Origin of the sequence: Exiguobacterium sp. s132 (assembly GCF_018617235.1) — a bacterium.
GTDB lineage: Bacteria > Bacillota > Bacilli > Exiguobacteriales > Exiguobacteriaceae > Exiguobacterium > Exiguobacterium profundum.
Map to the genome: position 1 here is coordinate 237,960 of NZ_JACSJU010000001.1, position 22,409 is coordinate 260,368.

Below are 22,409 nucleotides of genomic sequence, written 5' to 3' on the forward strand. Positions count from 1 at the left end.
TCCTTTCTTAGAATGGGATGGAGCTTTCAAATGTCGTAACAGAATCGGGATTGTTTGATTGAGTCAAATCCATCTCGATTTCGATGAGTCCACCGGTCATGTAAGTCGGGCGTCTCGGATCGAACACGGGATCTTTTAACTGGATGGTCATCCGTTCGACTGTGATTTGTGGATTAGAAGGCGTAAACGAATCCTCTGAGAGAACCAAGTCGGTCGGGACGTATCCCGCCTCCCGATAAATCATTCCGGCTTCCGATATGTCTGGAGCGGACAATCGATAAAATTGAAACGAGCCGTCCACTTCCGTCACGGCGTCGAATTCGGTCCGGTTCACGTCAGAGAGCACGGAGGCAATCAAATAGTCGGCCTCGCTTCGAAGGTCACTCGTCTCGTTCGTCATTTGAAAACCGAGCGTTCCAGTGATAAAGGCCGTAATAATGACGCCACTTAAAATCGAAGCGACGACGACTGTGACGAGCAACTCGACGAGCGTGAAGCCGTCTTCACGTTTCTCCATCTCAGTCAGTTGTCGGGACAGCCGTTTCAGGGAACGGTTCGCGCAATGTCGCATTCGAAATGACTCCTTTCAAGGTGACGGGCGTTTGCAAACGGTCGGTCGTCACCGAAATTTCAACTTCAATTGTATGTCCGGGTGAAGTGGACAGCGATTGAATGGTTGCGATATACGTATCCCCATGGATTCGGGTATCTTCGCAGAAGTCGCACGTCGAGCTGATCCCGTCCCGATTCAACAATTGACGCAGTTCGAGCGGTTCATCAACGGACGCGGCCCGTCGATTTAAAGTATGTAACGTGTTTTGCGCCACTTGGTTCGCAATCGTTTGATTGAGGCTGTCGTGTGTCGTCTTCAAACTTTGGCTGAAAATCGAAAGTAAAGAGAATGAGACAATTGAAAGAACAACGATGGAGACGAGCACTTCGACGAGCGTAAAACCTTTTTCGGAATGCGACAAGACATTGACCTCCTATTCAAAAAAAGTAAAACAATCGGAAAATAACGTATGCAATACTGAATTAAATGTTATTTTTTGTACAATACATATTATACTAAAGTTATACGCTGAACGGATATATAGAATAGAAGTCGGATTAGACACGGGGGGATTTTACATGAAGCGGTATGGGATGCATCTTATCATTTTGATTGGACTCGTCGTACTCGTGACATTACCGACGATTGGACTCGTCAATTACTTAGATGCGTCTGCTGAGTCGAGTGCTACATACAAAAAAGATACGACGGTCGCAGGTGTCGACGTATCAGGGATGACGAAAGAAGAAGCGGACGTTCGTCTCGATAATGCGATTAAAGATTTTAATACGACACCCTTTTCAATCAATTTGATGGATGGGACGGTCATGGAGATTGGAAAAGAAGTCGTGACGTTCGATGTATCGAATACGTTAGACTCCATTAAAGATACAGGTGACTATCCACTGTTGACATCCGTAGATGAAACGAAAGTCGATCCTTATCTCGAAGGTCAACCCGTCACGCTGACGATGATTGCCCCGGCGTTGATGGATGCCGCATCGATGTTGGAGTCATCTGTGACATTAGAGCAAGTCGCGGCAGAAAATGAAGTCGTCGCCTCGTTCACTGTGAGCCCGACACCGGCTATGCAGTCAGCCCTTGATCGAATGAACGGATTCGAGATGGCAGCGGGAGACATCTTTAGTCTCAAATCGTTCGGAGAAGATTACGAAGCGCTCACGACACTAGGGTCTTCATTCTATCGCTTATTTGCGGCGACACCGTTCGCCATTCTCGAACGTGTGCCTCACGAAACACTTCCTTCCGGGGTGGAGCTAGGCTATGACACGAAAGTAGATGAGCGCTCGAACTTTGCTGTTCAAAACCGAGAAGACACATCATATGCCATCCTCGTCTTGAATGAAGGGGGTTCTGTGACGGTTCAATTGCTCGGTCAACCGTTTGACGCCGCTTTCGAAGCGAGAGTTGAAGAAGTGAAGACGGTACCGCATCAAAAAGTCGTGCGCTTCTCATCTTCGCTCCCGTCAGGCAGTTCATCGGTCACCCAGTCAGGTCAAGATGGACAGTCAGGTAAGCTCTACCGGGTCACTGTGACTGAAGAAGGGGAGACGTTGGAATTACTCGGGTTTGATTTTTATGCACCGACACCGGAAATCGTGACGAAGAGTTCCGTTCCACTTCCGCCACCGGATCCGGTCGAACCGGTCATCCCGACATTCCCGGATGAGGACGAGGAAGAAGACCCGTTCCCGAATGATTCGAACGACGACCCATTTGAGGCAGAACCGCCCGTATTAGAAGAACCTGCAGAAGAGGAGGCAGTGGGATGATCGGCTATTTGATTTTACTCGGCTTTTGGGTACTCGCCACATTGACACTGTTCGCTTTATCCGTTCCGATGACGAGAAAACGTGAAACGAAGCTTGTCATCAGCCTGTGGACTGCCCTTCTGTCTGGTGGCGTCTATTTGATGGTAGAAGAATCACTCGTTCAAACATGGTGGGCATGGGTGATTCTTATCGTTGCATTGATTGGAGGGGTGGCTGCAAGCGTCTTTGTCGAAGAACGGAACGACAAGACCGAGCAGGAGGAGGCTCCTCAAAGGATGGTGAAGTAACGTGAGACGAACGAAACGAAGATTAGGTGAGATGCTCATCGAGGCTGCGCTCATTACGACGAGTCAGCTCGATGAGGCGCTTGAACAGAAGCGTCCCGGAGAAAAACTAGGGGATGCTTTAATTCGACTAAACCATATTACCGAGACACAGTTGATTCAAATGATTCACGAACAGCTGCATGTGCCGATCATTGAGTTGTACTCCTACGACATCAATGTGACGGTCACGAAGCTCGTACCGAAAGCGTTGGCACAAAAGCACGATATCATGCCATTTGAATTAAACGGGAATACGCTTCATGTCGCGACGGCCGACCCACTCGATCTCATTGCCATTGATGACGTCCGTCTTCAGACCGGGATGAACATCGAGATCGGAATCGCCACGAGAGAGCAGATTCGAAAGACAATCAGTCGTTACTACGAGATGGACCACTCCCTCGTCGAAATTTTGAAAGAGGATGCTCCCGAAATCGAACGACAAGAAACAATCAGTCGAGACGATGCACCGATTATCCGCCTCGTGAACCAATTGTTCTTAAGCGCAATCGACCAACGTGCATCGGACATCCATTTCGATCCACATGAGAAGCAACTCCACGTCCGTTTTCGAATTGATGGGGACTTGCGTACCGAGACGGTCTATCCGAAAAAGATTCAGAGCGTCATGCTGACGCGTCTCAAAGTCATGAGTAACCTCGACATCACAGAAAGTCGTCTGCCACAAGATGGACGGATCAAGTACACGCTACGCAATCGCGCCTATGATTTCCGCGTCTCGACGCTCCCGACGATGTATGGAGAGAAAATCGTTATTCGGGTCCTCGACTCATCTCAAGGACTGACCGATTTGACGAAACTCGGATTTGGCGAACGAAACGAACAGGCGTACCGTGACATGCTGAAACGTCCGAATGGAATTATCTTGATCACCGGTCCGACCGGTTCAGGGAAATCCTCGACATTGTATGCTTCGTTAAAAGAACTGAATGATGAGACGAAAAACATCATTACGGTAGAAGACCCGGTCGAGTATCAACTTGACGGCATCAACCAGGTTCAGGTCAACTCGAAAGTCGGCTTGACGTTCGCGTCAGGGCTTCGTTCGATTTTACGTCAAGACCCGAACATCGTCATGGTCGGAGAGATTCGAGACACGGAGACAGCTGAGATTGCCATTCGTGCCTCGCTCACCGGTCACCTTGTGTTGTCAACGCTACATACGAATTCAGCAATCAGCTCCATCACCCGTCTCGTCGATATGGGGGTTGAGCCGTTCCTCGTCGCCGCTTCGACGACGGGACTCGTGGCACAACGACTCGTTCGACGCGTCTGTCGTGACTGCGGTCAAGTCGAACCGGTATCGAAGAGTGAACGTAGCCTGTTCGACGCAGAGGGTGTACACATCGACCACATCGTTCGAGGAAAAGGATGCTCGTCATGCAACTTCACAGGGTACCGTGGGCGCCTCGCCATTCACGAAGTCATCCCGATTGATGAAGGCTTGCGCCGGATGATCATGAACCAGGCGACCGAGTCTGAGATGGTCGACTATGCCAAGTCACAAGGAGCGACATTCCTGCTTGAGGACGGATTAGAAAAAGTCGCCGCCGGTTTGACGACGACCGAGGAAATATTACGAACGGTCATTACGGAGAATGCTTATGATTAATCAATCGATCGAAACCATCTTGACGAATGCGGTCGAGAAACGTGCCTCGGATATTCATCTGACAGCCGGTTCTCCTCCGATCATTCGAGTAGACGGGAGTCTTATTACGATGGGCGAGGAGAAGGTGTTGCCGCACCATCTCGAAGGATATTTAAAAGAAATCATGACCGACGATATGCGCGAACGTCTCGAGCATGAACGAGATCTTGATTTCTCGTTCGGCGTCCCACGTGTCTCCCGTTTCCGGGTCAACGCCTATTATCAACGAGGCACGATTGCCATCGCGTTCCGGTCCATTTCCGGGGAAATCCCGACCTTGAACGAACTCAATCTGCCGACGGTACTGAAGCGTCTGATTGAGAAACCACATGGTCTCATCTTGGTCACGGGTCCGACGGGTTCAGGGAAATCGACGACGCTCGCGGCGATGATTCATGAAATCAATCGGACGCAGCGAAAACGAATCATCACACTAGAAGATCCGATCGAGTATTTACATTCCCACGACCAAAGTATTGTCGACCAACGGGAAATCGGCTCTGACGTCATGAAATTTGTGAGTGGTCTAAGGGCCGCCTTACGGCAAGACCCTGACGTCATTCTGCTCGGGGAGATGCGTGACTTGGAGACCATCTCGACGGCGATGACCGCTGCAGAGACGGGGCACCTCGTCATGGCAACGCTCCATACATCGAGTGCGATGTCGACGGTGAGTCGAATCATCGACGCGTTCCCAGCTGAGCAACAGGACCAAATCCGGACACAACTCGCGAACGTCTTACTCGGTGTCGTGAGTCAACGGTTATTTCCAAGGATTGATGTGCCGAAAGGACGCGTCGCCGCCATGGAAATCATGTTAGGGAATCCGGCTGTTGCCAACTTGATTCGAAATGAAAAAGAGTTCCAGTTGCCGACCGTCATCCAGACGAGTCGCCAGCACGGGATGCAGTCGATGGATGCTGCCATCGAACAACTTGTTCGGCAAGGGATCATCAATCCGAACGCCGTCCCGACAGAAGAGATGAGGTGATGAGTGATGGCGATATTTCAGTATGAAGGAAAGCTCCTGAACGGAAAGCGTAAGAAAGGTCGCGTCACGGCCGTCTCGCTTCGGGAAGCGAAAGAAAAGTTGCGTCAAGAATCTATTCTCGTAACGGACTTGGCCGAGCTCGAATCGACCGGACTGAACAAAGAGGTCAACTTGCTGCCAGAACGAGTCAAAATCGAACACTTGATCATGTACGTCCGTCAGTTCGCGACGCTCATCCGGGCGGGTGTCCCGATTGTTCGTGCGACTTCAATCTTACGGGTACAGACCGAGTCGAACGTATTGAAGAAAGCACTGAGTCAAGTCGAGGATGATTTGAAGGAAGGGATTGCCTATTCCGAGGCGATCAAAAAGCACCCACGCGTCTTTTCGAACTTCTTTAGTTCGATGGCACTTGCCGGGGAGACGAGCGGGAACTTGGAGGAGGCGCTCGATCAAATCGGGCTCCAACTTCAAAAACAATATGATGTGAAGCGGAAGGTCATTTCTGCCCTCACGTATCCGTTGGTCGTCTCCATCGTCGCCATCGGCGTGGTCGCCTTTTTAATGGTGAACGTCGTCCCGACGTTTGCGAGCATCTTTGGTCAACTCGGCGGTGAGCTTCCGCTCATCACGCGCATTGTCGTCGCGGTCTCCGATTTCATCGCGGCCTTTTGGTGGTTGTTACTCGGACTCGCGATTCTCGGAGTTCTCACCTTCACCTGGATGTTGAAGCGGGACCGGGAACGATTCGTCATCGATGGCTTGCTATTGAAGATGCCGATTTTCGGAACGATTGTGATGAAATCTCAGATTGCATTGCTAACGCGAAGTTTAGCGGTCCTTCTACAAGCGGCCGTCCCGATTTTGACGGCGATTGAAATCACCGAACGTATCGTATCGAACCGCGTCATCCGGAAAGGACTGACGGAGGCACGTGACATGATGGCGCAAGGGGTCCCGCTTCACGAGCCGCTCATGCGAAATGCAAACTTCCCGGCGCTCATGACTCAGATGATCGCCGTCGGGGAAGAGAGCGGTGATTTGGATTCGATGTTGAACGAAGTCGCTGAGTTTTATGAGACGGAGGTCGAGACGACAACCGACCGTCTGAAGTCGATTATCGAGCCGCTTCTCATCGTCGTATTGGCAAGTGTCGTCGGGGTCATCGTCATCTCGATCGTCGTCCCGATGTTCCAAATCTATGGTGATATTCAGAATCAGTAAAGCAATATGCAAGCTTTTGAAAATATACCTTTTCAATACTATATTTAGAAGGTATAGTAAAATTGTTCTACTTCTATATTAGGTCTAAAGTAATTTATCTAGTTTACACACAGCACATTACGCAAAAGGGGAGAATGAATCATGGTAGAGAAGTTGAAAATGATTTGGCAAGATGCCAAACAGTTAAAAGATGAGCGTGGGCTCACACTCGTCGAGTTACTCGTCGTCGTCGTTATTTTAGGAATTATCGCAGCCATCGCAGTCGTTGCGATTGGTGGGATCATCGAAAACTCGAAGAAAGATGCAATGGTCGCCGATGCGAAACAAATGGTTAGTGCGGCGAAGTTGTATGTTGCTTCGAATGAAGTAGGCAACGGAGCGGTGATTCGATTCGTCGGAACAACAGGAACTGGTGAACTCGACGCTAAAAATATGATTGATACAATGAAAGATCCGTTCGGTTCGAACTACAATAACGGGGTTGTATATGTCACAAAAGGGTCAGACAATAAGTATACGTATAAAGTGTGGCTTGATGGAGCCAAAGATATCGGAACTGCAGCTACGGATGCAGGCACGGTTGCAAGTAGTGGATTGAAGAAAGACTCAGTTAACTAATATTTGTTTATGCCGGCTGGCGCTGGGCACTCGCTCAGCCTAGCCGGTTTTCTATTTTTGGCATATACTGACAAAGGAGGATCCTTCCTTGATTGAATCGATTGGATTCCTATATAGCATCGTCCTCGGGGCGGTCATCACATCGTTCACCAACGTCGTCGGGCTCCGCGTGCCACGTCAGCAATCGATCGTGACGCCGCGGTCAAATTGTCCGTCTTGCGGTCACGAATTGTCACCGTGGGAACTCATCCCGATTTTCGGCTATCTCGCCTTAAGAGGCAGATGTCACGGGTGTGGCGAGCGGATCGCGCCGACGTATCCGATCTTTGAATTACTCGGAGCCATTGGATATGGCTATAGCTTTTCACTCTACGGATTTAGTGTGACGACGCTTCTCGCGTTCGCTTTCTTGTCGACCTTACTAGCTTTGGCGATGTCTGATTTATCGACGATGCTCGTGCCGAATGTCATCTTGCAATTCACGGCACCGGTATTACTCCTCCTCACCTATCTGACAGGGGCATCTTGGTGGACGCCACTTGTAGGGGCGTTGCTCGGATTTTCGCTCCTAGCGACCGTCTTTTTCGTGTCAAAAGGGGGACTTGGGGCAGGGGACGTCAAATTGTTTACTATGATTGGTCTTGTGCTCGGTCCGCGTGACGTGCTAGTTGCCTTGTTTCTATCGAGTTTGATTGGGGCAATTGTCGGGATCGGGTTGATGATCACAAAAAAAATCGGGCGAAAGCAACCGATTCCGTTCGTCCCGTCGATTGCGCTCGGGACGATGTTGACGTTTTGGTTTAGTGAAAGTTTTTTTGATTGGTATTTTGAGTTGATGTAGGGGGAAACGATCATGAGTCGTGGGATAGAGAAAGGGACGGTCACGTATTTTTCGTTTGATGCGCTCAGCATCCACGGGGCCGTCATCAAACAAGGGGTGTTCAAACGAAGCGCCTCGGTTCAGTTAGCAAAAGATGCGTATGGAGAAGGGAAGATTCTCGATGAGACGGCGTTCAGTCTCGCTTTCGATGAACTCTGTCGCAAATTGAAGGTGCGACGCGGGATGACGTGTGCCGTGGCATTGGACGAGACCGAGGTGTTGTCACGGAAAGTGGAGATTCCTTCTTCGATTCCGAAGGACGAGATTCGTGGCTACCTCTTCATGGAAATCGGGAGCTCGATCATCTTGCCGTTCGATGATGTGTCGTTCGACTACGAAGTGTTAGGAGAAGACGGAGTCAAGACGGACGTCATGTTGCATGCTGTTTCGATCGAATTGACGAAATCGCTCCGTGCGTACATGAAAAAACGTGGTCTAGCGTTGAAGAAAATCACGCCACGTTCTGTCGCGGTCGCCAATGGGGTCATACGTTTATCGGAGATTGATCCGCTTCAATCGACATTACTCTGGCATATCACGCCGTTTTCACATCAATTGCTCGTCCTTGAGGAAGGGCAGATCCGTTTCATCCGCTCGATCGAACTGGACCTCCCGTATCAAGTCGGGACGAAAGATGGTGTCGTGACCTATACATATGATGGGACAGGCGAGATGAAGGCCAATCAGTTGGATGACTGGTTGAACGAACTCGCTCGTTTCCTCGACTTCTATCGGTATTCTCTGCGGACGGACGGTCGGGCTATCGATGAGTTATACGTTTCGGGAACTGTCCCGGAAGTCGATGACCTCGTCCGTATGATTCAGTCTGAATCCCTCGTCTCGGTGACGCGCGTCGAGCAACCGCTCGCTATCGCCCATGGGACACCGCTATCGCATCAAATGTTGCCACTCCTTGGGATGGCGACGCTTCAGCGCGATCGTGACACGAACTTCATCAATTCGACGGACGTGACACTCCGTTGGCCGATCGTGACAGGTCTCGTCGCCCTTCTTCTCGGAGGAGGAGCGGCCGGATACTTGTACTATGAGGTCGACCAACTAAAAGCAGAACAGACGCGAATCGAAGAAGAGTTACAGCTCGTTCAAATTTACCAAACCGAACAAGTGAATTCGAAAGCGCAACAAGTGCTCTCGCTCGACCAAACCGTGACGGCGTTGACCGACATGGAAAAGGATGCGGTCCCAGCACTGCGCGCGTTGACTGAGCAGTTGCCGCCTACTGGCTACGTCTTGACGTATAACTACGCGGATGGCTCCATCATGAGCGTCCGAACCCAATTCGAGACGTTAGAAGACTTGAACGCATTCCAGCGCTCGCTCATGACCGATGAGCGGTTCCTCGACGTCAAACTCCTCGGTGTGACGACGGAGTTGAAAGCGGATGTGGATGCAGAAGAAGAGGAAAACTCATTAGAAGAAGATCCGCTTCCACGCTATATCGGAGAGTTTACGTTCATGTTCCAAGACGTGGAAGACGAGTTGACAGAGGAAGAGGACACGGATGAGGAGGTGGTGAGTCAATGAAACGTTCGACAATCTACGCGTTATTTGCGATTTGCCTCCTTGCCGCAATCATCGCACCGGCTTACTTTGGCTATACGTATTACGTCAAACAAGGAGAGGTCGAAGCGCTTGAACGCGACCTCTCGCTCGAACAAACAAAACTGGAGTTATTGCGCCAAGAAGGAAAAGCCGTTGATGTAGCGGACTCTCAGACGCTTCAGACACGGGTTCCAACAGTTCCTGCCCTCGACACGGTCGTTGAGGCGTTGTCGCAGGCAAGTCTTCTTGCGGGTGTCAATGTGACAAGTATCGCATTTGCGGATGGCGTTGTGGCTGAGTCAGAAGTGCCGGAAACGGTCGAGCCGTTCAATCCGGCTGATGTGAGTGCGACGAATGAACCGGCTGAACCAACGGACGTTGCACCTGTCAACGCTTCGACGGTCCGTTCAACGGTCAACTTGCAAGCAGAGACGTATGAAGCGCTCGTCTCCTTCTTGGAGTCGATCGAGTCGATGAATCGGATTCACGTGTTACGGACGGTTCAATTTACCGGACCTGCCGAGACGGGACCGAATACGGTCGAAGAAGTGCAGTCGCTCGAGTTTACAGTCGAGCTCGATGCCTTCTATCGTCCGGACCTCGACCAACTCGTTCCAGACCGATACATTCCGGAACCGGCGTTTGAGCAAAAGGATATCCCGGTATACGACTATACGACACCATAAGTCAGCACGTCCCTTCGCAATTGAAGGGGCGTGTTTTTCGTCGCGGGTAATTGTGTTTAGGAGGCACGTTTCCTACAATCAACAGTGAAGACCGAAACGGGAAGGAACGCCGTTTTGGAAGAAGAGAAGGAGTCGATACAATGAATTCAACACAGAAGCGTGTCATTCTCGCCTCGATGTCACCGCGACGTACCGAGCTATTGACGAAAGCAGGAATCAAACATGAGGTCATCCCATCTACCGTGACGGAAGGGACGGACGGTCGGGAGACACCGAGTGATTACGTCGCTCGTCTGGCCCGGGAGAAAGCGATGGACGTGGCAAGGCATCACCGTGATGCCATCGTCATCGGCGCGGACACGGTCGTCGTCTTGAACGGCATCATTTTAGAGAAACCGACAGACCGGGAGGATGCGAAACGGATGCTTGAACGATTATCCGGTTCGACCCATGAAGTGCTGACGGGTGTGAGCATCATCGGTAAGTCCCAAGATTTGTTCGTCACGACGACGCGTGTGACGTTCGCTGAGATTCCTGAAACCTGGCTAGCGGATTATTTGGATTCGACAGAGCCCTACGATAAGGCGGGTGCGTATGGGATCCAAGGATCGGGTGGTCTCTTCGTCGAAGGAATCGAAGGGGATTTTTATAATGTCGTTGGATTGCCGATCCATCCGCTCGTCAAGACGCTCGACCAGCATGGGGTGACGCCTCGCTTCCTGTGAACTTGAAAGTAGGTGAAGGAATGACCATGGTGCTTGACCGTAGTGTAGAGACCGCCATCGCCAGATTGCTTCAAATCGGAGGACGGGGACCGGACCCGATGGAGACGGCTCGTCGTATCTCGGACGTCTACCCGACGTTACGGGCGTTGTCGCAAGCGTCCGTACACGATTTGTGCAAAATCGAAGGGATGACGAAGAAGAAGGCAGAGCAACTCCTCGCCGCGTTCACAATTGGGATTCGATACGTCGAGGAACCGAAAGTAAGTATGCCGACGATTCGTTCACCGCAAGACGCCTATGAGTTGTTGCGAGATGAATTGAGACTGTTGAATCAGGAGCATTTCGTCTGTTTGTATTTGAATACGAAGAACCAACTGATTGCGCGGAAGACGCTCTTCGTCGGAGGGCTCAACTCGTCAATCGTCCACCCGCGTGATGTGTTTCGTGAGGCGCTCAAGTTGTCGGCGGCATGCTTTATCGCTGTGCACAATCATCCGAGCGGGGACGCGACCCCGAGTCGGGAAGACATCGAGGTGTCTGAACGATTGGTCGAAGCAGGCAATATCGTCGGCATCGCTTGTCTCGACCACGTCATCATCGGGGAAGACCATTACGTCAGCATGAAGCAGCGGGGATATATGAATGGGTAAGGAGTAGAGAGCAGGCATCGTGATGTCTGCTTTTTTGGATTTCATTCACATTCTCATAAAAGTCTAGAATACAATGAATAGAAAAACTCTGATGGACTAAGGTGATACATGTTCTTCTCTGTTCTCGTCCGTGTAAGATTCTAGAGCTATGGAGCCGTTCGATACTCGGTAGTAATAATAGGTGTTAGGGTCATTCATTAATTTGACACTTACTAAGTAATTTTTATCTTTTGGAAGGTTTGCATTAAACGCGGTAACACTCATGATTTCATTTTTAGGGACTTGCTTATCTTCCACTAAATGTTCGTACACCATTTCTTCTAACTGTTCCTTCTTCGAATCAACATAGAGGAACCACCCTCCAATGATTATGATGACAAATATAGTTAAAGTCGTGTAAATTCTCTTTTTCACTATAAATCCTCCTTCGTAAAAAGTGTTAATCATCATTATTAGCGATTCTTTATTGCTCAGGGTTATTCATCTACAGTTAAGTTTCAAATAGACTAAAAACAAGTCAGTCATCTTCCTTCACTATTCAATTGTACTGATTTCGGATAATGCGTATAACCTCATTAAATTTTGGATATAGTTGGAAAACGATGAATGGAAGTGTAGAATTTGAAGAGCGTAGAAATAATGATGCATAAGTTTGTACATAGGAGGTTACCGAATGTCGCGAATCACGATATGGAATGTGATCGGATGGGGATTTCTTCTTTTCTTAGCAGTCAGTAAATCCTTTTTTAGTGAGCAATTGTCTTTGATCACGACTGGTCTGGGCGGATTGATTTGTTTGATGTTGAGTTTGTGGATGATCTATTCCGGAGAAGAAGAATCATCACAACATCCGAATGAAAGGTCTGAATGAACAGCGCTATTTAAACTGTCATTTGGCTAAAGAGTAGATGATGAATCAAATTGAGAAGAGCGGTGTACGCATATGAATGTACTGTCGGAAAACGAATTAAAAGAAGCCCTTCAGATGATGAAAGATGGGGATTTGACGTATTACGAAAAAAACAATGAAGCCATTCTCACCAGCATGGTTCAGCATATCGGGTCACCGGACGGCGAACTCCGTGATCGACTCATATACACGATGTTCTTTCGCTTCATCATCGAACAAAAAGACATCGATTTCGACAAGATGAGTGAACTCCTTGAGACGTCCTTGCATGCTCTTTTGTTTCATAGAATTGAGGAAACGCAGTCGGACGCTGTCTTCACGAGAGCTTTCACGACTCTATTGATGGCTTTGATTCTGCATCGAGACGTTGAAGAGGACTTTTTGACAGAAGACCAATTCCGGCTGGCAACAGAAGGTTTGATTCGTTATCTTCAGCTCGAGAGAGATACAAGAGGTTATGTGAATGGCAAGGGATGGGCCCATTCGATTGCCCACGCGGCAGATGCGGTGGACGAACTGATCGCAAATCCGAAACTGGATCCAGCGTCATTTCCGGAACTCTTCCACGTCATTATCAATCAAATCATGCGTTCTGAGGTATTGGCGCATGATGAAGACGAACGTCTCATCCATCCGCTCCTACGTTTACTCGAACGAGGGATGGATTCTGAAGTCATTCATCGCTATGTAGAGCAGCTTCCACATCACTTAGAAGAATGTAAGCAACATCTTGATGATGAGGAAAAATATTGGTACGTCGTCCATAATGTGAAAACATTCTTGAAGAGTCTATATGTCCGTTTAAACGAAGAACAGCGGCATGATCTGATCCAACAATCTATTCTCGTCACACTGAAAAAGTTGTGATGTGATCAATTAAAGTAGTTTTCTCTAATCGAATCAAGATGTTGATTAGAAAACAAATGAGGTGTTTTTATGGAAAAAATAATTTGGATACTGATGGTCGGATTATCGCTTTTTGTGAGTTACATACATCTAGAACCAACCATCTTCTCTATCGTTGTGTTCATCCTGTTTTTATTTGTGAGCACAGCGCTATTTATGCGGTTCGATCAGGACCACTGGCTCGACCGCGTCTCGCCGCTCGTTGGTGTTGGCGTAGGAGTTCTATCGCTCATCGCTTATCTCGGTATGATCGTGCTCTCTTTCAATGAACTCAATCAACTCGGCATCTGGACGGTACTCGTCCGCCTCCTGCTCATGTACATCGGAATTTACATTTTCGTTGTGACGACATCGAGCTTTTTGGCAGGAGCGACCCGACTCAAGCCATCCCGCTTCTTTCGGCCGGTGTTGATTTTCTCGGTATTCTTTTACGGAGCGATGTTACTGCTTCCGCTCCAACCGGGATTGTAACCGTTCTCTCCTTAGGCAGACGCTCACTTGCGTCTGCTTTTTTGATTTGCCTTTTTGCCGAAAAGAAGGCAAACTAATAGACGGTGAGACAGGACTGAGATGCGGTTATTGTAAATAACCTGTAATCGAATGAACGTTTTCAAACATGATTTTTCCGTTATAATAAAAAATAGTGTAATGAAGAGAGGAGCAACACCTATGTTTCGTAGTTTTAACCGAGAGATCGGAATCGACCTTGGAACGGCTAACACGCTCGTTTATGTAAAGGGTCAAGGAATTGTTGTTCGTGAACCGTCCGTCGTGGCGTTCCGCACAGATACAGGTAGAATTGAGGCCGTTGGTAACCAGGCCAAAGATATGATTGGACGTACTCCGGGGAACGTCTCTGCACGTCGTCCGATGAAAGACGGCGTCATCGCTGACTTCGAAACGACAGCGACGATGATCAAATACTTCATGGAGCAAGCTCAAAAATCAAAAGGCGGTTTGTTCTCATCGAAGACGAACGTCATGATTTGTGTCCCAAGCGGTATCACGTCTGTTGAAAAACGTGCCGTGGAAGACGCTGCGAAACAAGCAGGCGCTCGTGAAGCATACACAATCGAAGAACCGTTCGCGGCAGCAATCGGTGCAGGTCTCCCAGTTTGGGAACCGACTGGCTCGATGGTCGTCGATATCGGTGGCGGTACGACCGAAGTCGCAGTGATCTCACTCGGCGGCATCGTGACAAGCCAATCGATTCGTGTCGGTGGTGACGAAATGGATGATGCCATTATTCGTTACATCAAGAACAAGTACAACCTCATGATCGGGGAGCGTACATCTGAGACGCTCAAAATGGAAGTCGGTTCGGCGCGCATCGATGCATCGAACGAAGCGGAGAAGATGGAAATCCGTGGTCGCGATCTCGTAACAGGACTTCCAAAACAAATCGAAGTCACATCTGCAGAAGTATGTGAAGCTCTTTCTGATACAGTCGAAGCGATTTTAGCAGGGGTCAAACAAACGCTTGAGCAAACTCCTCCAGAACTTGCGGCTGACGTTATGGACCGCGGAATCGTCTTGACTGGCGGCGGCGCCCTCCTCAAAAACTTGGACGACGTGATCTCAGACGAGACACACATCCCGACACTCGTTGCGGATGAGCCACTCGACTGCGTAGCGGTCGGGACTGGAAAATCTCTTGAAATGATGGACGTCCTCCGTTCGAAATCAGGCATCTCGTCACGTCGATGAGAGGTGAGACACGATGAGCCGATTCGTACGTAATAAAAAGCTCATCATCACGCTAATTGTACTGATCTTGTTTTTCGTCATTTTAGGTGTTTCGATTCGAGGACGATCGGAATCAGCCTGGTACCAAGATGTCACGCGTGATGTGGTCGGCACGTTCCAGCGAGTGTTCGCGGTACCAATCGGGTGGATGGACTCAACGGTCTCGTCCATCTCAGATGTCCGCGATATCTACGAAGAGAACCGCCAGCTGAAAGAACATTTGGCGAAGTACGCCGAGGTATCGGTTGAAGCGGATGATTTGCGCCGTGAGAATGAGGAGCTTCGAAAGATGGTCGAAGCAAGAGACGAGTCGTTACGTGACTTCGACCTCATTCCGGCGGAGGTCATCGGTCGGACACCGAACGATTGGCAACGCTACGTCACCATCAACGTCGGTTCAGAACGCGGCGTTGAAAAGGGCATGGCCGTGACCGCAGCGAGCGGGATGGTCGGTCGTGTCATTCAGACGAGTGCTTATACGTCGCAAGTTCAACTGCTCAGCGACAACAACCGGACGAACAACGTCTCGGCTGTGGTCAAAGATGCGGACGGCAAACCGACGTATGGGACGGTAGACGGATTCGACACGGAGACGAATGAATTGTTCTTCACGAAAGTATCGAATAGCGTCAAGCTGAAAGAAGGAGAAATCGTATCGACGTCCGGACTCGGTGGACGTTATCCGGCTGGACTCGTCATCGGTACGATCGAATCGATCGAGACGGATGAATATGGCGTCTCACAAGTCGCCCGGATTAAACCGGAGGCCGACTTCAATGAGTTCTCACAAATGTACGTGATTGATCGGACACTAGACGAACCGTTTTTAACGGGTCCCGAGGAAGGAGGAGCAGCGGGTGAGTAACATGAAAGTGTTCATCGCCCTGTTCCTCCTTTTTCTTATTGAAGGAACATGGGCATCGATTTTTTCTTGGCACTACGCCACGCCGTTTCTTTTGTTGACGCTGATCGGGTTGATGTTTGTCAGTCTGTACGGTCGATGGGAGACGGCACTCGGGTTTGGGCTTGTCTTCGGACTGCTGTATGATATCGTCTACACCGACCTGATTGGAATCTATGTATTTACTTTTTCACTCATTCCTCTCTTAGCCAGCTTCGTGTTAAAATATATAGGTGAGAACTTCTTCTCCGTCACCATTACGTTCACGTTTATGATTCTCGTTTTCACCTTTGCGATTTACGGGATCATGGCGGCGATTGGTGGGACGTTGATGACGATTCAAACACTATTGGTTGAACAGATTCCAGGGACGATGCTCGTCAATGCCATCGCCATCGTGATTCTTTATTATCCGATGACGCGTTATGTGACGACACGCCCTGTTGCGAAAAGAGGGTAGCCATGATGGAGCGTAAACGACACATTACGATTAAAGGACATCGCAACGGCATTGCCATTCACTTCAATCCGAAGAGTGGCATCGACGAGGTGCTTACGGACTTAGAAGCGACATTACAAGAAATGGAGCCGCCGTCCGGAAAGATTGCCCTGAAGTTGCACGCGGGTACTCGTTATATTGACGAGGAGCTGTCACGTCAAATTCGTGAGGTCGTCGCTCGTCATGGCGTTTTTTATATTGAAGACTTGTCGAGCGATGTCATGTTGACAGAAGAAGCGAAAGCGACGTACGGCAGAAAGACATTCCACTATCACAGCGGGACGATTCGGAGTGGGCAAGTCTTGACGTTTGACGGTTCTGTGCTCGTGATCGGGGATATCAATCCTGGGTCAGAGGTCCGGGCGACAGGAAGTATTTATTGTTTAGGGACGATACGAGGAAATGTACGCGCCGGTGTCGAAGGATGGGAAGAAGCGGTCATCACCGCGAGCCTGCTCCATCCGAAGTTTTTAGCAATCGGCGAACGTATACTCACAGCCGATGACGGGGAAGAACTTCCTGAGATTGAGATGGGTTGTGCGTATCAGACGAGTGATGGGATTGAGATGACACGTCTCCGCCACGTCATGACAGGTCTGAAAGACGCATATGCAATGGAATTACAGAGAGGGTGAGTGGAATGGAGCAAGTAGTGGAGCCTGTACATACAGAAAAAGAAGTTAAAAACGGCAGAGCCATCGTCGTGACATCAGGAAAAGGGGGCGTCGGGAAGACAACGACGACCGCCAACATCGGGACGGGGCTCGCCTTGTCTGGACACTCGGTCTGTCTCGTCGATACAGATATCGGATTGCGTAACCTCGATATCATTCTCGGTCTCGACAACCGGAGCATTTATAACCTTGTCGATGTCATCACGGGTCAATGTAAGTTGAATCAGGCGCTCGTCCGCGATAAACGCTTCGAGGAGATGTATTTACTCCCGGCCGCACAGTCGAAAGACAAGACGTCAGTGAATCCTGAACAAGTGAAAGAAATCGTTGACCAGTTGAAGACGGAATATGATTTCGTCTTGATTGACTGTCCTGCTGGAATCGAGCAAGGGTTCATGAACGCGATTGCCGGTGCGGATGAGGCGATCGTCGTCACGACACCTGAAAAAGCGGCGGTTCAAGATGCAGACCGAATCATCGGGATGCTCGAGCAAGCGGAACATATCGATGCGCCTAAACTGATTGTCAACCGAGTCAAGAATCATCTCGTCGAATCGGGCGACATGCTCGACATCGATGACATCATGCGCATCCTGTCGATTGACTTACTCGGTGTCGTCATCGACGATGAGGAAGTCATCGCAGCCGCGAACCGCGGTGTCCCGGTCACGATGAATCCGGACAACTATGCCGGGCAGGCTTACCGGAACATCACGCGCCGTATTCTTGGCGAATCGGTCCCGCTCATGTCGATTCAGACGGAGACGGCACCGGTCGGCTTTTGGGCACGACTCATGATGAAATTTGGAATGAAAAAAGCGTAAAGGCAACGGAAGTTGCCTTTTTCTGTCGAAAGGAGTGATGCAGATGAAGCTAATCTACGAACGAACACCTTCCATCGAACGGGCGATGCTCGTGGACGGCGAACGATTACTCGAAGTCGAGGAACGGTTTGTCGACCAACTGTCTGTCGGGACCATCGTCGAAGCCGGAATTGAAAGGATCCACCCGTCACTCGGGGCAGCCTTTTTGACGGATGGGGAGACGACATACTTTCTCCCGATCGCAGAGACGCTACGTGCGCTCGCCTCGTATCCGGAAGTGCCCGCCATCGGGCAAGCGGCAGTCGTCGGAGAAAAGCGACTCGTCCAAGTGACAAAAGAAGGAATCAACGGCAAGCATCATAAAGTGACAGAGAACATTCGATTCGGTGGGCGATATCTTGTGTATTTCCCATTTGGACGTCGTCAACTGTTCAGCCGGAAACTCGACCTCGTCACGCAGGACCGCCTCTCAAAGGCGCTCGACTTAACGGAAGAGGAAGGGGTCTTATTTCGGACGGAAGCCGGACAAGTGGCCCCGGAAGCGTTACAGGAAGAACTGAATCGATTGCGTAACCGTTCGACCATAGTGATCGAGCAACGGTTCGGGCAAGACGAGCTACTATGCGAACAATTCGTGAGACGTCATGCAGTCGAGTCCGTGCTGTTGAATGACAAAGAAGGGCAAACGCGACTCGAACGATTGGATGTCCCGGTGAAACGTCATATCGGAAAAGGGCGGATGCCTGAAGCGAAACGTCTCGATGGAGCCATCGAGAAACTGGAGAGTCGTGCCGTCTGGTTGGATGGTGGGGCGTTCGTCTTGATCGAACAAGTCGAGACGATGACCGTCATCGACGTGAATAGTGGCAAAAATGTCGCCGTCAAAGACAAGGGGCGTGCGGCCGATACCATCAATGAAGCCGCGCTCTATTCGATCATGGAGCAGTTGCGTCTGCGAAATATCGGCGGCATGGTCATCATCGATTTCTTACGAGGTTCAAAGGAAGGGCAGACCCGTCTCCTTAAAAAGATGAAAGAACTCGGGGCGCGTGACCCACGACGTGTCGAAGTGTACGGCTTCACACGGATGGGGCTGTTCGAGCTGTCGCGGGAACGGACCGGGCGCTCGATTCAAGACCGGATGTTTCATGCCGGCAAGCCTTCAAAATTGGCCATCTTCTCACAGTTTGAACGGTCGCTCCTTGATTTGAATGATCAATACGAAGCGGTCGTGCTCTCACTCCCTAATAAGTGGCATGACGCTTCTTGGCACGGATTTGACATTGAGGTGCACCTCGTCGAAGGGGAGCCGGAGTTCGTCTTTTATGGGACGTCCGAAGAATGTCAGAATTTCTTATCTCGTCGTTGACAATGATTAATTGAGAATGGTATTATCTATAACGTTAGTTCGTTTGGAAGCACCCAAATGGCTACAACCGCACAGAACGGGTTTTTAAAGGTTTTTGCCCTGCCCAGGATGGCGAGTCTGAGTTTAACAAGGAGGTGCACGTATATGTACGCAATCATCAAAACTGGTGGTAAGCAAATCAAAGTTGAAGCAGGTCAAGAGATCTACATCGAAAAACTCGATGCTGATGTCGAAGGTACTGTAGAATTCGGTGAGGTTCTTTTCGTTGGTGGTGACGATGTTAAAGTCGGCGCTCCACTCGTAGAAGGCGCTAAAGTTGTCGGTACTGTGGTAAAACACGGCCGCGCTAAGAAGATCACTGTCTTCAAAATGAAAGCTAAGAAAAACTACCGTCGTAAGCAAGGTCACCGTCAGCCTTACACGAAAGTTCGCATCGAGAAAATCGAAGCGTAAGCTATGATTCGGGTCAAGGTAAGACGAGACGAGGCGAAGTCGATTCGCTCCGTCGAAGTGACTGGTCATGCCAATTTTGCAGAACCTGGTTCTGACTTGGTGTGCGCCGGTGTTTCAGCCATCATCTTTGGTGCCTATAACGCCGTCGAAACGCTTGCGGGTCAATCGCTTCTTGTAGAAATGGCAGATCAAACAGAGGGTGGTTACTTTTATGTCGAGACGTATCCTGACTTATCACCGCAGGATATGGAACGCACCCAACTGTTATTAGAAGGGATGCTCGTGCAGTTAGACACGATCGCCCAAAGCTACGGTGAATATATCCAAATTGAACAATAGGAGGTGGACCTCATGTTACAATTGAACCTTCAGTTCTTCGCTTCGAAAAAGGGAGTTGGTTCGACTAAAAACGGTCGTGACTCAATTTCGAAACGTCTCGGTGCAAAACGCGCTGACGGACAAACAGTTTCAGCTGGATCAATCCTTTACCGCCAACGCGGTACAAAGATTCACCCAGGTGAAAACGTTGGCCGTGGTGGCGACGACACTTTGTTTGCGAAAGTTGACGGCGTAGTACGCTATGAGCGTCTTGGTCGCGACAAGAAACAAGTGAGCGTTTACCCAGTCGCGTAAGTTGAACGACGCAGAAGACTCTAGCCACTTATTTGGTTAGAGTCTTTTTTTCTAGGAGAGGATCAAATGGATTCAGAACAGACACTCGAGCTCTTATCGACCGTCCGTCACGAATGGATGAATCGGCTTCAATTGATCTCGCTCTATGTGGCTCTCGATCCGACTAAGCTCGAGGAACTTTACGAACGCTATCGGAAACAGGCCGACGAAGAGAGTGCGCTCGTTCGTTTGAACGTGCCACAGACGAGCCTAGTCGTGATTCAAGCGAATTGGGAGGGACGGATGACGTATACGATTTCAACCGACCAACTCGCCATCGATGACGCGCGAGTGGCAGAGATGCTTGTCCGCTTGTTAGACAACACGGATGGGGCGATTCATGTGACGTTCACGGACGGACTGATGGTTCGCGTCACGGGCGCTGTCCCGGACGATGTGAAGGCATCAGCCGATGTGTACGAACAGAACGTAGATACCACTACGTTTCACATAAAGGAGGGGAAATAAATGTTTGTCGATCAGGTTAATATTTTTGTAAAAGCTGGAGACGGCGGAAAAGGGATGGTCGCTTTCCGTCGCGAGAAATACGTTCCAGACGGTGGTCCTGCAGGTGGTGACGGTGGTCACGGTGGGGACGTCATCTTTGAAGTAGAGGAAGGATTGCGGACGCTCGTTGATTTCCGCTATTCGAAGAAGTTTATCGCCCATGATGGCGAAAAAGGGATGTCAAAAGGGATGCACGGACGTAAAGCGAAACCGCTCATCGTCAAGGTCCCACCTGGCACGATCGTGTTCGATGCCGAAACGGATACCGTCATCGCAGACTTGACCGAGCACGGCCAACAAGCGACGATCGCCAAAGGCGGTCGTGGTGGTCGCGGGAACTGTCGTTTTGCGACGCCTGCCAACCCGGCTCCGGAAATTGCGGAGAACGGGGAACCAGGTCAAGAACGTGAGTTGCGTCTCGAGTTGAAACTCCTCGCAGACGTCGGTCTCGTCGGATTCCCGTCTGTCGGGAAGTCAACGCTTCTCTCTGTCGTCTCGTCGGCACGCCCGAAAATCGGTGCGTACCACTTCACGACGATCACACCGAACCTCGGTGTCGTCAAGACAGCGGACGACCGTAGTTTCGTCATGGCCGACCTTCCAGGTCTCATCGAAGGGGCGAGCCAAGGCGTCGGTCTCGGTCACCAGTTCCTTCGCCATATCGAACGGACGAAAGTTATCGTTCACATGATCGATATGAGTGGTATGGAAGGGCGCGACCCGTTCGAAGACTACACGACGATCAACCGTGAGCTCGAGTCGTACAACTTACGTCTCCTCGAGCGTCCACAAGTCGTCGTGGCGAACAAAATGGATATGCCGGACGCAGCGGAACATCTTGAAGAGTTCAAGAAGAAGGTAGGGGACGATGTCAAAGTCTTCCCGATCTCAGCACTCGCTCAAGATGGTCTTCGTAACTTGTTGATCGAAGTGGCTAACTTTGTCGATACGACACCAGAATTCCCACTCGATGAGCTCGAAGAGAAGACAGCGACGCCTCGTGTCGTGTATCGTTATGAGAAGGAAGAGAAAGGCTATCAAATCCACATCGATGAATACGATCGCTTCGTGATCACGGGCCCTCGTATCGAGAAACTCTTCAAGATGACGAACTTTGACCATGATGAGTCAATCAAACGATTTGCTCGTCAAATGCGTCAAATGGGCGTCGATGACGATCTTCGTAAGTTGGGTGCCGAGGACGGTAGTGTCGTGGCAATCCTCGACTTCGAATTCGAGTTTGTGGAATAAAAAAATTATTTGTTAA

Annotated in this window: 28 protein-coding genes and 1 other annotated feature; of the genes, 25 read left to right on the forward strand and 3 right to left on the reverse strand. The window is 49.9% G+C overall.

All coding sequences use genetic code 11. From position 1 onward, the window contains the following. Nucleotides 1–7: 7 nt before the first annotated feature. Nucleotides 8–571, reverse strand: coding sequence for a prepilin-type N-terminal cleavage/methylation domain-containing protein (locus KNO78_RS01200; RefSeq protein ID WP_235439549.1), 564 nt, complete (start codon nucleotides 569–571; stop codon nucleotides 8–10). Beyond that, nucleotides 519–974 carry a type IV pilus modification PilV family protein gene (locus KNO78_RS01205; protein ID WP_047795513.1) on the reverse strand — a complete coding sequence of 152 codons (456 nt, stop codon included), beginning with the start codon at nucleotides 972–974 and terminating at the stop codon, nucleotides 519–521. Before KNO78_RS01205 ends, KNO78_RS01200 begins: the two co-directional genes overlap by 53 nt. A gap of 157 nt (nucleotides 975–1,131) precedes the next feature. Between KNO78_RS01205 and KNO78_RS01210 the strand changes: the two genes are divergently transcribed. From KNO78_RS01210 to radC, 11 genes are all read left to right on the forward strand, one after another. Next, nucleotides 1,132–2,346: a G5 domain-containing protein gene (locus KNO78_RS01210; protein WP_214691143.1), complete on the forward strand. Its 1,215-nt coding sequence runs from the start codon at nucleotides 1,132–1,134 to the stop codon at nucleotides 2,344–2,346. Further along, a complete protein-coding gene (locus tag KNO78_RS01215) occupies nucleotides 2,343–2,633 on the forward strand; it encodes a hypothetical protein (RefSeq protein WP_047795511.1) in 291 nt (96 codons plus the stop codon). The genes KNO78_RS01210 and KNO78_RS01215 overlap by 4 nt, the downstream gene beginning before the upstream one ends. A 1-nt stretch (nucleotide 2,634) precedes the next feature. Continuing rightward, nucleotides 2,635–4,305: a GspE/PulE family protein gene (locus KNO78_RS01220; RefSeq protein ID WP_214691142.1), complete on the forward strand. Its 1,671-nt coding sequence runs from the start codon at nucleotides 2,635–2,637 to the stop codon at nucleotides 4,303–4,305. Continuing rightward, a complete protein-coding gene (locus tag KNO78_RS01225) occupies nucleotides 4,298–5,335 on the forward strand; it encodes a type IV pilus twitching motility protein PilT (protein ID WP_031421415.1) in 1,038 nt (345 codons plus the stop codon). The genes KNO78_RS01220 and KNO78_RS01225 overlap by 8 nt, the downstream gene beginning before the upstream one ends. Nucleotides 5,336–5,341: 6 nt before the next feature. Further along, nucleotides 5,342–6,559 (forward strand): type II secretion system F family protein, encoded by a 1,218-nt coding sequence (locus KNO78_RS01230; RefSeq protein ID WP_159561979.1) that lies wholly within the window; start codon nucleotides 5,342–5,344, stop codon nucleotides 6,557–6,559. 141 nt (nucleotides 6,560–6,700) lie between these two features. Further along, entirely contained in the window at nucleotides 6,701–7,177 is a 477-nt protein-coding gene (locus KNO78_RS01235; RefSeq protein WP_196430429.1) for a prepilin-type N-terminal cleavage/methylation domain-containing protein, read from the forward strand. A gap of 88 nt (nucleotides 7,178–7,265) precedes the next feature. Next, nucleotides 7,266–8,018: a prepilin peptidase gene (locus KNO78_RS01240; RefSeq protein WP_214691141.1), complete on the forward strand. Its 753-nt coding sequence runs from the start codon at nucleotides 7,266–7,268 to the stop codon at nucleotides 8,016–8,018. A gap of 12 nt (nucleotides 8,019–8,030) precedes the next feature. Next, complete coding sequence (gene pilM, locus KNO78_RS01245; protein ID WP_214691140.1) at nucleotides 8,031–9,602, forward strand: pilus assembly protein PilM; 1,572 nt, start codon at nucleotides 8,031–8,033, stop codon at nucleotides 9,600–9,602. Next, the gene (locus tag KNO78_RS01250) at nucleotides 9,599–10,306 is read left to right on the forward strand and encodes a hypothetical protein (RefSeq protein ID WP_074037502.1); all 708 of its coding nucleotides are present in this window, start codon (nucleotides 9,599–9,601) and stop codon (nucleotides 10,304–10,306) included. The genes pilM and KNO78_RS01250 overlap by 4 nt, the downstream gene beginning before the upstream one ends. A 140-nt stretch (nucleotides 10,307–10,446) precedes the next feature. Then, a complete protein-coding gene (locus tag KNO78_RS01255; RefSeq protein ID WP_214691139.1) occupies nucleotides 10,447–11,031 on the forward strand; it encodes a Maf family protein in 585 nt (194 codons plus the stop codon). 20 nt (nucleotides 11,032–11,051) lie between these two features. Continuing rightward, complete coding sequence (gene radC, locus KNO78_RS01260; RefSeq protein WP_074037954.1) at nucleotides 11,052–11,681, forward strand: RadC family protein; 630 nt, start codon at nucleotides 11,052–11,054, stop codon at nucleotides 11,679–11,681. A 96-nt stretch (nucleotides 11,682–11,777) separates the two neighbouring features. Here radC and KNO78_RS01265 read toward each other — a convergent pair whose 3' ends face one another. Next, nucleotides 11,778–12,095 carry a hypothetical protein gene (locus KNO78_RS01265; protein ID WP_214691138.1) on the reverse strand — a complete coding sequence of 106 codons (318 nt, stop codon included), beginning with the start codon at nucleotides 12,093–12,095 and terminating at the stop codon, nucleotides 11,778–11,780. Nucleotides 12,096–12,354: 259 nt separating this feature from the next. On the opposite strand from KNO78_RS01265, the gene KNO78_RS01270 reads away from it, so the two are divergent. The 14 genes from KNO78_RS01270 to obgE all read left to right on the forward strand — a co-directional run bounded on the left by KNO78_RS01270 (nucleotide 12,355) and on the right by obgE (nucleotide 22,393). Further along, nucleotides 12,355–12,552: a hypothetical protein gene (locus tag KNO78_RS01270; protein WP_074037499.1), complete on the forward strand. Its 198-nt coding sequence runs from the start codon at nucleotides 12,355–12,357 to the stop codon at nucleotides 12,550–12,552. A 72-nt stretch (nucleotides 12,553–12,624) separates the two neighbouring features. Next, complete coding sequence (locus KNO78_RS01275) at nucleotides 12,625–13,458, forward strand: DUF2785 domain-containing protein (RefSeq protein WP_214691137.1); 834 nt, start codon at nucleotides 12,625–12,627, stop codon at nucleotides 13,456–13,458. A 69-nt stretch (nucleotides 13,459–13,527) separates the two neighbouring features. Next, nucleotides 13,528–13,968, forward strand: a complete 441-nt coding sequence (locus KNO78_RS01280; RefSeq protein WP_214684633.1) for a hypothetical protein — start codon at nucleotides 13,528–13,530, stop codon at nucleotides 13,966–13,968. Nucleotides 13,969–14,166: 198 nt separating this feature from the next. Continuing rightward, nucleotides 14,167–15,204, forward strand: a complete 1,038-nt coding sequence (locus tag KNO78_RS01285; RefSeq protein ID WP_074037493.1) for a rod shape-determining protein — start codon at nucleotides 14,167–14,169, stop codon at nucleotides 15,202–15,204. 13 nt (nucleotides 15,205–15,217) lie between these two features. Continuing rightward, nucleotides 15,218–16,108 carry a rod shape-determining protein MreC gene (gene mreC / locus KNO78_RS01290; protein ID WP_047795500.1) on the forward strand — a complete coding sequence of 297 codons (891 nt, stop codon included), beginning with the start codon at nucleotides 15,218–15,220 and terminating at the stop codon, nucleotides 16,106–16,108. Nucleotide 16,109: 1 nt separating this feature from the next. Further along, nucleotides 16,110–16,604: a rod shape-determining protein MreD gene (gene mreD, locus KNO78_RS01295; RefSeq protein WP_049759982.1), complete on the forward strand. Its 495-nt coding sequence runs from the start codon at nucleotides 16,110–16,112 to the stop codon at nucleotides 16,602–16,604. A gap of 5 nt (nucleotides 16,605–16,609) precedes the next feature. Next, the gene (locus tag KNO78_RS01300; protein WP_251125228.1) at nucleotides 16,610–17,278 is read left to right on the forward strand and encodes a septum site-determining protein MinC; all 669 of its coding nucleotides are present in this window, start codon (nucleotides 16,610–16,612) and stop codon (nucleotides 17,276–17,278) included. A 5-nt stretch (nucleotides 17,279–17,283) separates the two neighbouring features. After that, the gene (minD, locus tag KNO78_RS01305) at nucleotides 17,284–18,141 is read left to right on the forward strand and encodes a septum site-determining protein MinD (RefSeq protein ID WP_015881151.1); all 858 of its coding nucleotides are present in this window, start codon (nucleotides 17,284–17,286) and stop codon (nucleotides 18,139–18,141) included. Nucleotides 18,142–18,184: 43 nt separating this feature from the next. Continuing rightward, a complete protein-coding gene (locus KNO78_RS01310) occupies nucleotides 18,185–19,510 on the forward strand; it encodes a ribonuclease E/G (RefSeq protein WP_214691135.1) in 1,326 nt (441 codons plus the stop codon). Nucleotides 19,511–19,565: 55 nt separating this feature from the next. After that, nucleotides 19,566–19,639: a sequence feature (ribosomal protein L21 leader region), on the forward strand. A 15-nt stretch (nucleotides 19,640–19,654) separates the two neighbouring features. Beyond that, complete coding sequence (rplU, locus tag KNO78_RS01315) at nucleotides 19,655–19,963, forward strand: 50S ribosomal protein L21 (RefSeq protein WP_015881153.1); 309 nt, start codon at nucleotides 19,655–19,657, stop codon at nucleotides 19,961–19,963. 3 nt (nucleotides 19,964–19,966) lie between these two features. Further along, nucleotides 19,967–20,302, forward strand: coding sequence for a ribosomal-processing cysteine protease Prp (locus KNO78_RS01320; RefSeq protein ID WP_015881154.1), 336 nt, complete (start codon nucleotides 19,967–19,969; stop codon nucleotides 20,300–20,302). Between the two features lie 12 nt (nucleotides 20,303–20,314). Continuing rightward, nucleotides 20,315–20,596 carry a 50S ribosomal protein L27 gene (rpmA, locus tag KNO78_RS01325; RefSeq protein WP_015881155.1) on the forward strand — a complete coding sequence of 94 codons (282 nt, stop codon included), beginning with the start codon at nucleotides 20,315–20,317 and terminating at the stop codon, nucleotides 20,594–20,596. Between the two features lie 66 nt (nucleotides 20,597–20,662). Continuing rightward, nucleotides 20,663–21,103: a Spo0B domain-containing protein gene (locus KNO78_RS01330; RefSeq protein WP_214691134.1), complete on the forward strand. Its 441-nt coding sequence runs from the start codon at nucleotides 20,663–20,665 to the stop codon at nucleotides 21,101–21,103. Then, a complete protein-coding gene (gene obgE / locus KNO78_RS01335) occupies nucleotides 21,104–22,393 on the forward strand; it encodes a GTPase ObgE (RefSeq protein ID WP_015881157.1) in 1,290 nt (429 codons plus the stop codon). Nucleotides 22,394–22,409: the final 16 nt, after the last annotated feature.

Coding starts and splice junctions, on each gene's coding strand:
- KNO78_RS01235 (WP_196430429.1), top strand. CDS start 6,701: ATGGTAGAGAAGTTGAAAATGATTTGGCAAGATGCCAAACAGTTAAAA.
- radC (WP_074037954.1), top strand. CDS start 11,052: ATGACCATGGTGCTTGACCGTAGTGTAGAGACCGCCATCGCCAGATTG.
- obgE (WP_015881157.1), top strand. CDS start 21,104: ATGTTTGTCGATCAGGTTAATATTTTTGTAAAAGCTGGAGACGGCGGA.
- KNO78_RS01285 (WP_074037493.1), top strand. CDS start 14,167: ATGTTTCGTAGTTTTAACCGAGAGATCGGAATCGACCTTGGAACGGCT.
- KNO78_RS01210 (WP_214691143.1), top strand. CDS start 1,132: ATGAAGCGGTATGGGATGCATCTTATCATTTTGATTGGACTCGTCGTA.
- KNO78_RS01255 (WP_214691139.1), top strand. CDS start 10,447: ATGAATTCAACACAGAAGCGTGTCATTCTCGCCTCGATGTCACCGCGA.
- pilM (WP_214691140.1), top strand. CDS start 8,031: ATGAGTCGTGGGATAGAGAAAGGGACGGTCACGTATTTTTCGTTTGAT.
- KNO78_RS01275 (WP_214691137.1), top strand. CDS start 12,625: ATGAATGTACTGTCGGAAAACGAATTAAAAGAAGCCCTTCAGATGATG.
- rpmA (WP_015881155.1), top strand. CDS start 20,315: ATGTTACAATTGAACCTTCAGTTCTTCGCTTCGAAAAAGGGAGTTGGT.
- KNO78_RS01225 (WP_031421415.1), top strand. CDS start 4,298: ATGATTAATCAATCGATCGAAACCATCTTGACGAATGCGGTCGAGAAA.
- KNO78_RS01320 (WP_015881154.1), top strand. CDS start 19,967: ATGATTCGGGTCAAGGTAAGACGAGACGAGGCGAAGTCGATTCGCTCC.
- mreD (WP_049759982.1), top strand. CDS start 16,110: ATGAAAGTGTTCATCGCCCTGTTCCTCCTTTTTCTTATTGAAGGAACA.
- KNO78_RS01215 (WP_047795511.1), top strand. CDS start 2,343: ATGATCGGCTATTTGATTTTACTCGGCTTTTGGGTACTCGCCACATTG.
- KNO78_RS01200 (WP_235439549.1), bottom strand. CDS start 571: ATGCGACATTGCGCGAACCGTTCCCTGAAACGGCTGTCCCGACAACTG.
- minD (WP_015881151.1), top strand. CDS start 17,284: ATGGAGCAAGTAGTGGAGCCTGTACATACAGAAAAAGAAGTTAAAAAC.
- KNO78_RS01250 (WP_074037502.1), top strand. CDS start 9,599: ATGAAACGTTCGACAATCTACGCGTTATTTGCGATTTGCCTCCTTGCC.
- mreC (WP_047795500.1), top strand. CDS start 15,218: ATGAGCCGATTCGTACGTAATAAAAAGCTCATCATCACGCTAATTGTA.
- KNO78_RS01300 (WP_251125228.1), top strand. CDS start 16,610: ATGGAGCGTAAACGACACATTACGATTAAAGGACATCGCAACGGCATT.
- KNO78_RS01280 (WP_214684633.1), top strand. CDS start 13,528: ATGGAAAAAATAATTTGGATACTGATGGTCGGATTATCGCTTTTTGTG.
- KNO78_RS01230 (WP_159561979.1), top strand. CDS start 5,342: ATGGCGATATTTCAGTATGAAGGAAAGCTCCTGAACGGAAAGCGTAAG.
- rplU (WP_015881153.1), top strand. CDS start 19,655: ATGTACGCAATCATCAAAACTGGTGGTAAGCAAATCAAAGTTGAAGCA.
- KNO78_RS01310 (WP_214691135.1), top strand. CDS start 18,185: ATGAAGCTAATCTACGAACGAACACCTTCCATCGAACGGGCGATGCTC.
- KNO78_RS01330 (WP_214691134.1), top strand. CDS start 20,663: ATGGATTCAGAACAGACACTCGAGCTCTTATCGACCGTCCGTCACGAA.
- KNO78_RS01270 (WP_074037499.1), top strand. CDS start 12,355: ATGTCGCGAATCACGATATGGAATGTGATCGGATGGGGATTTCTTCTT.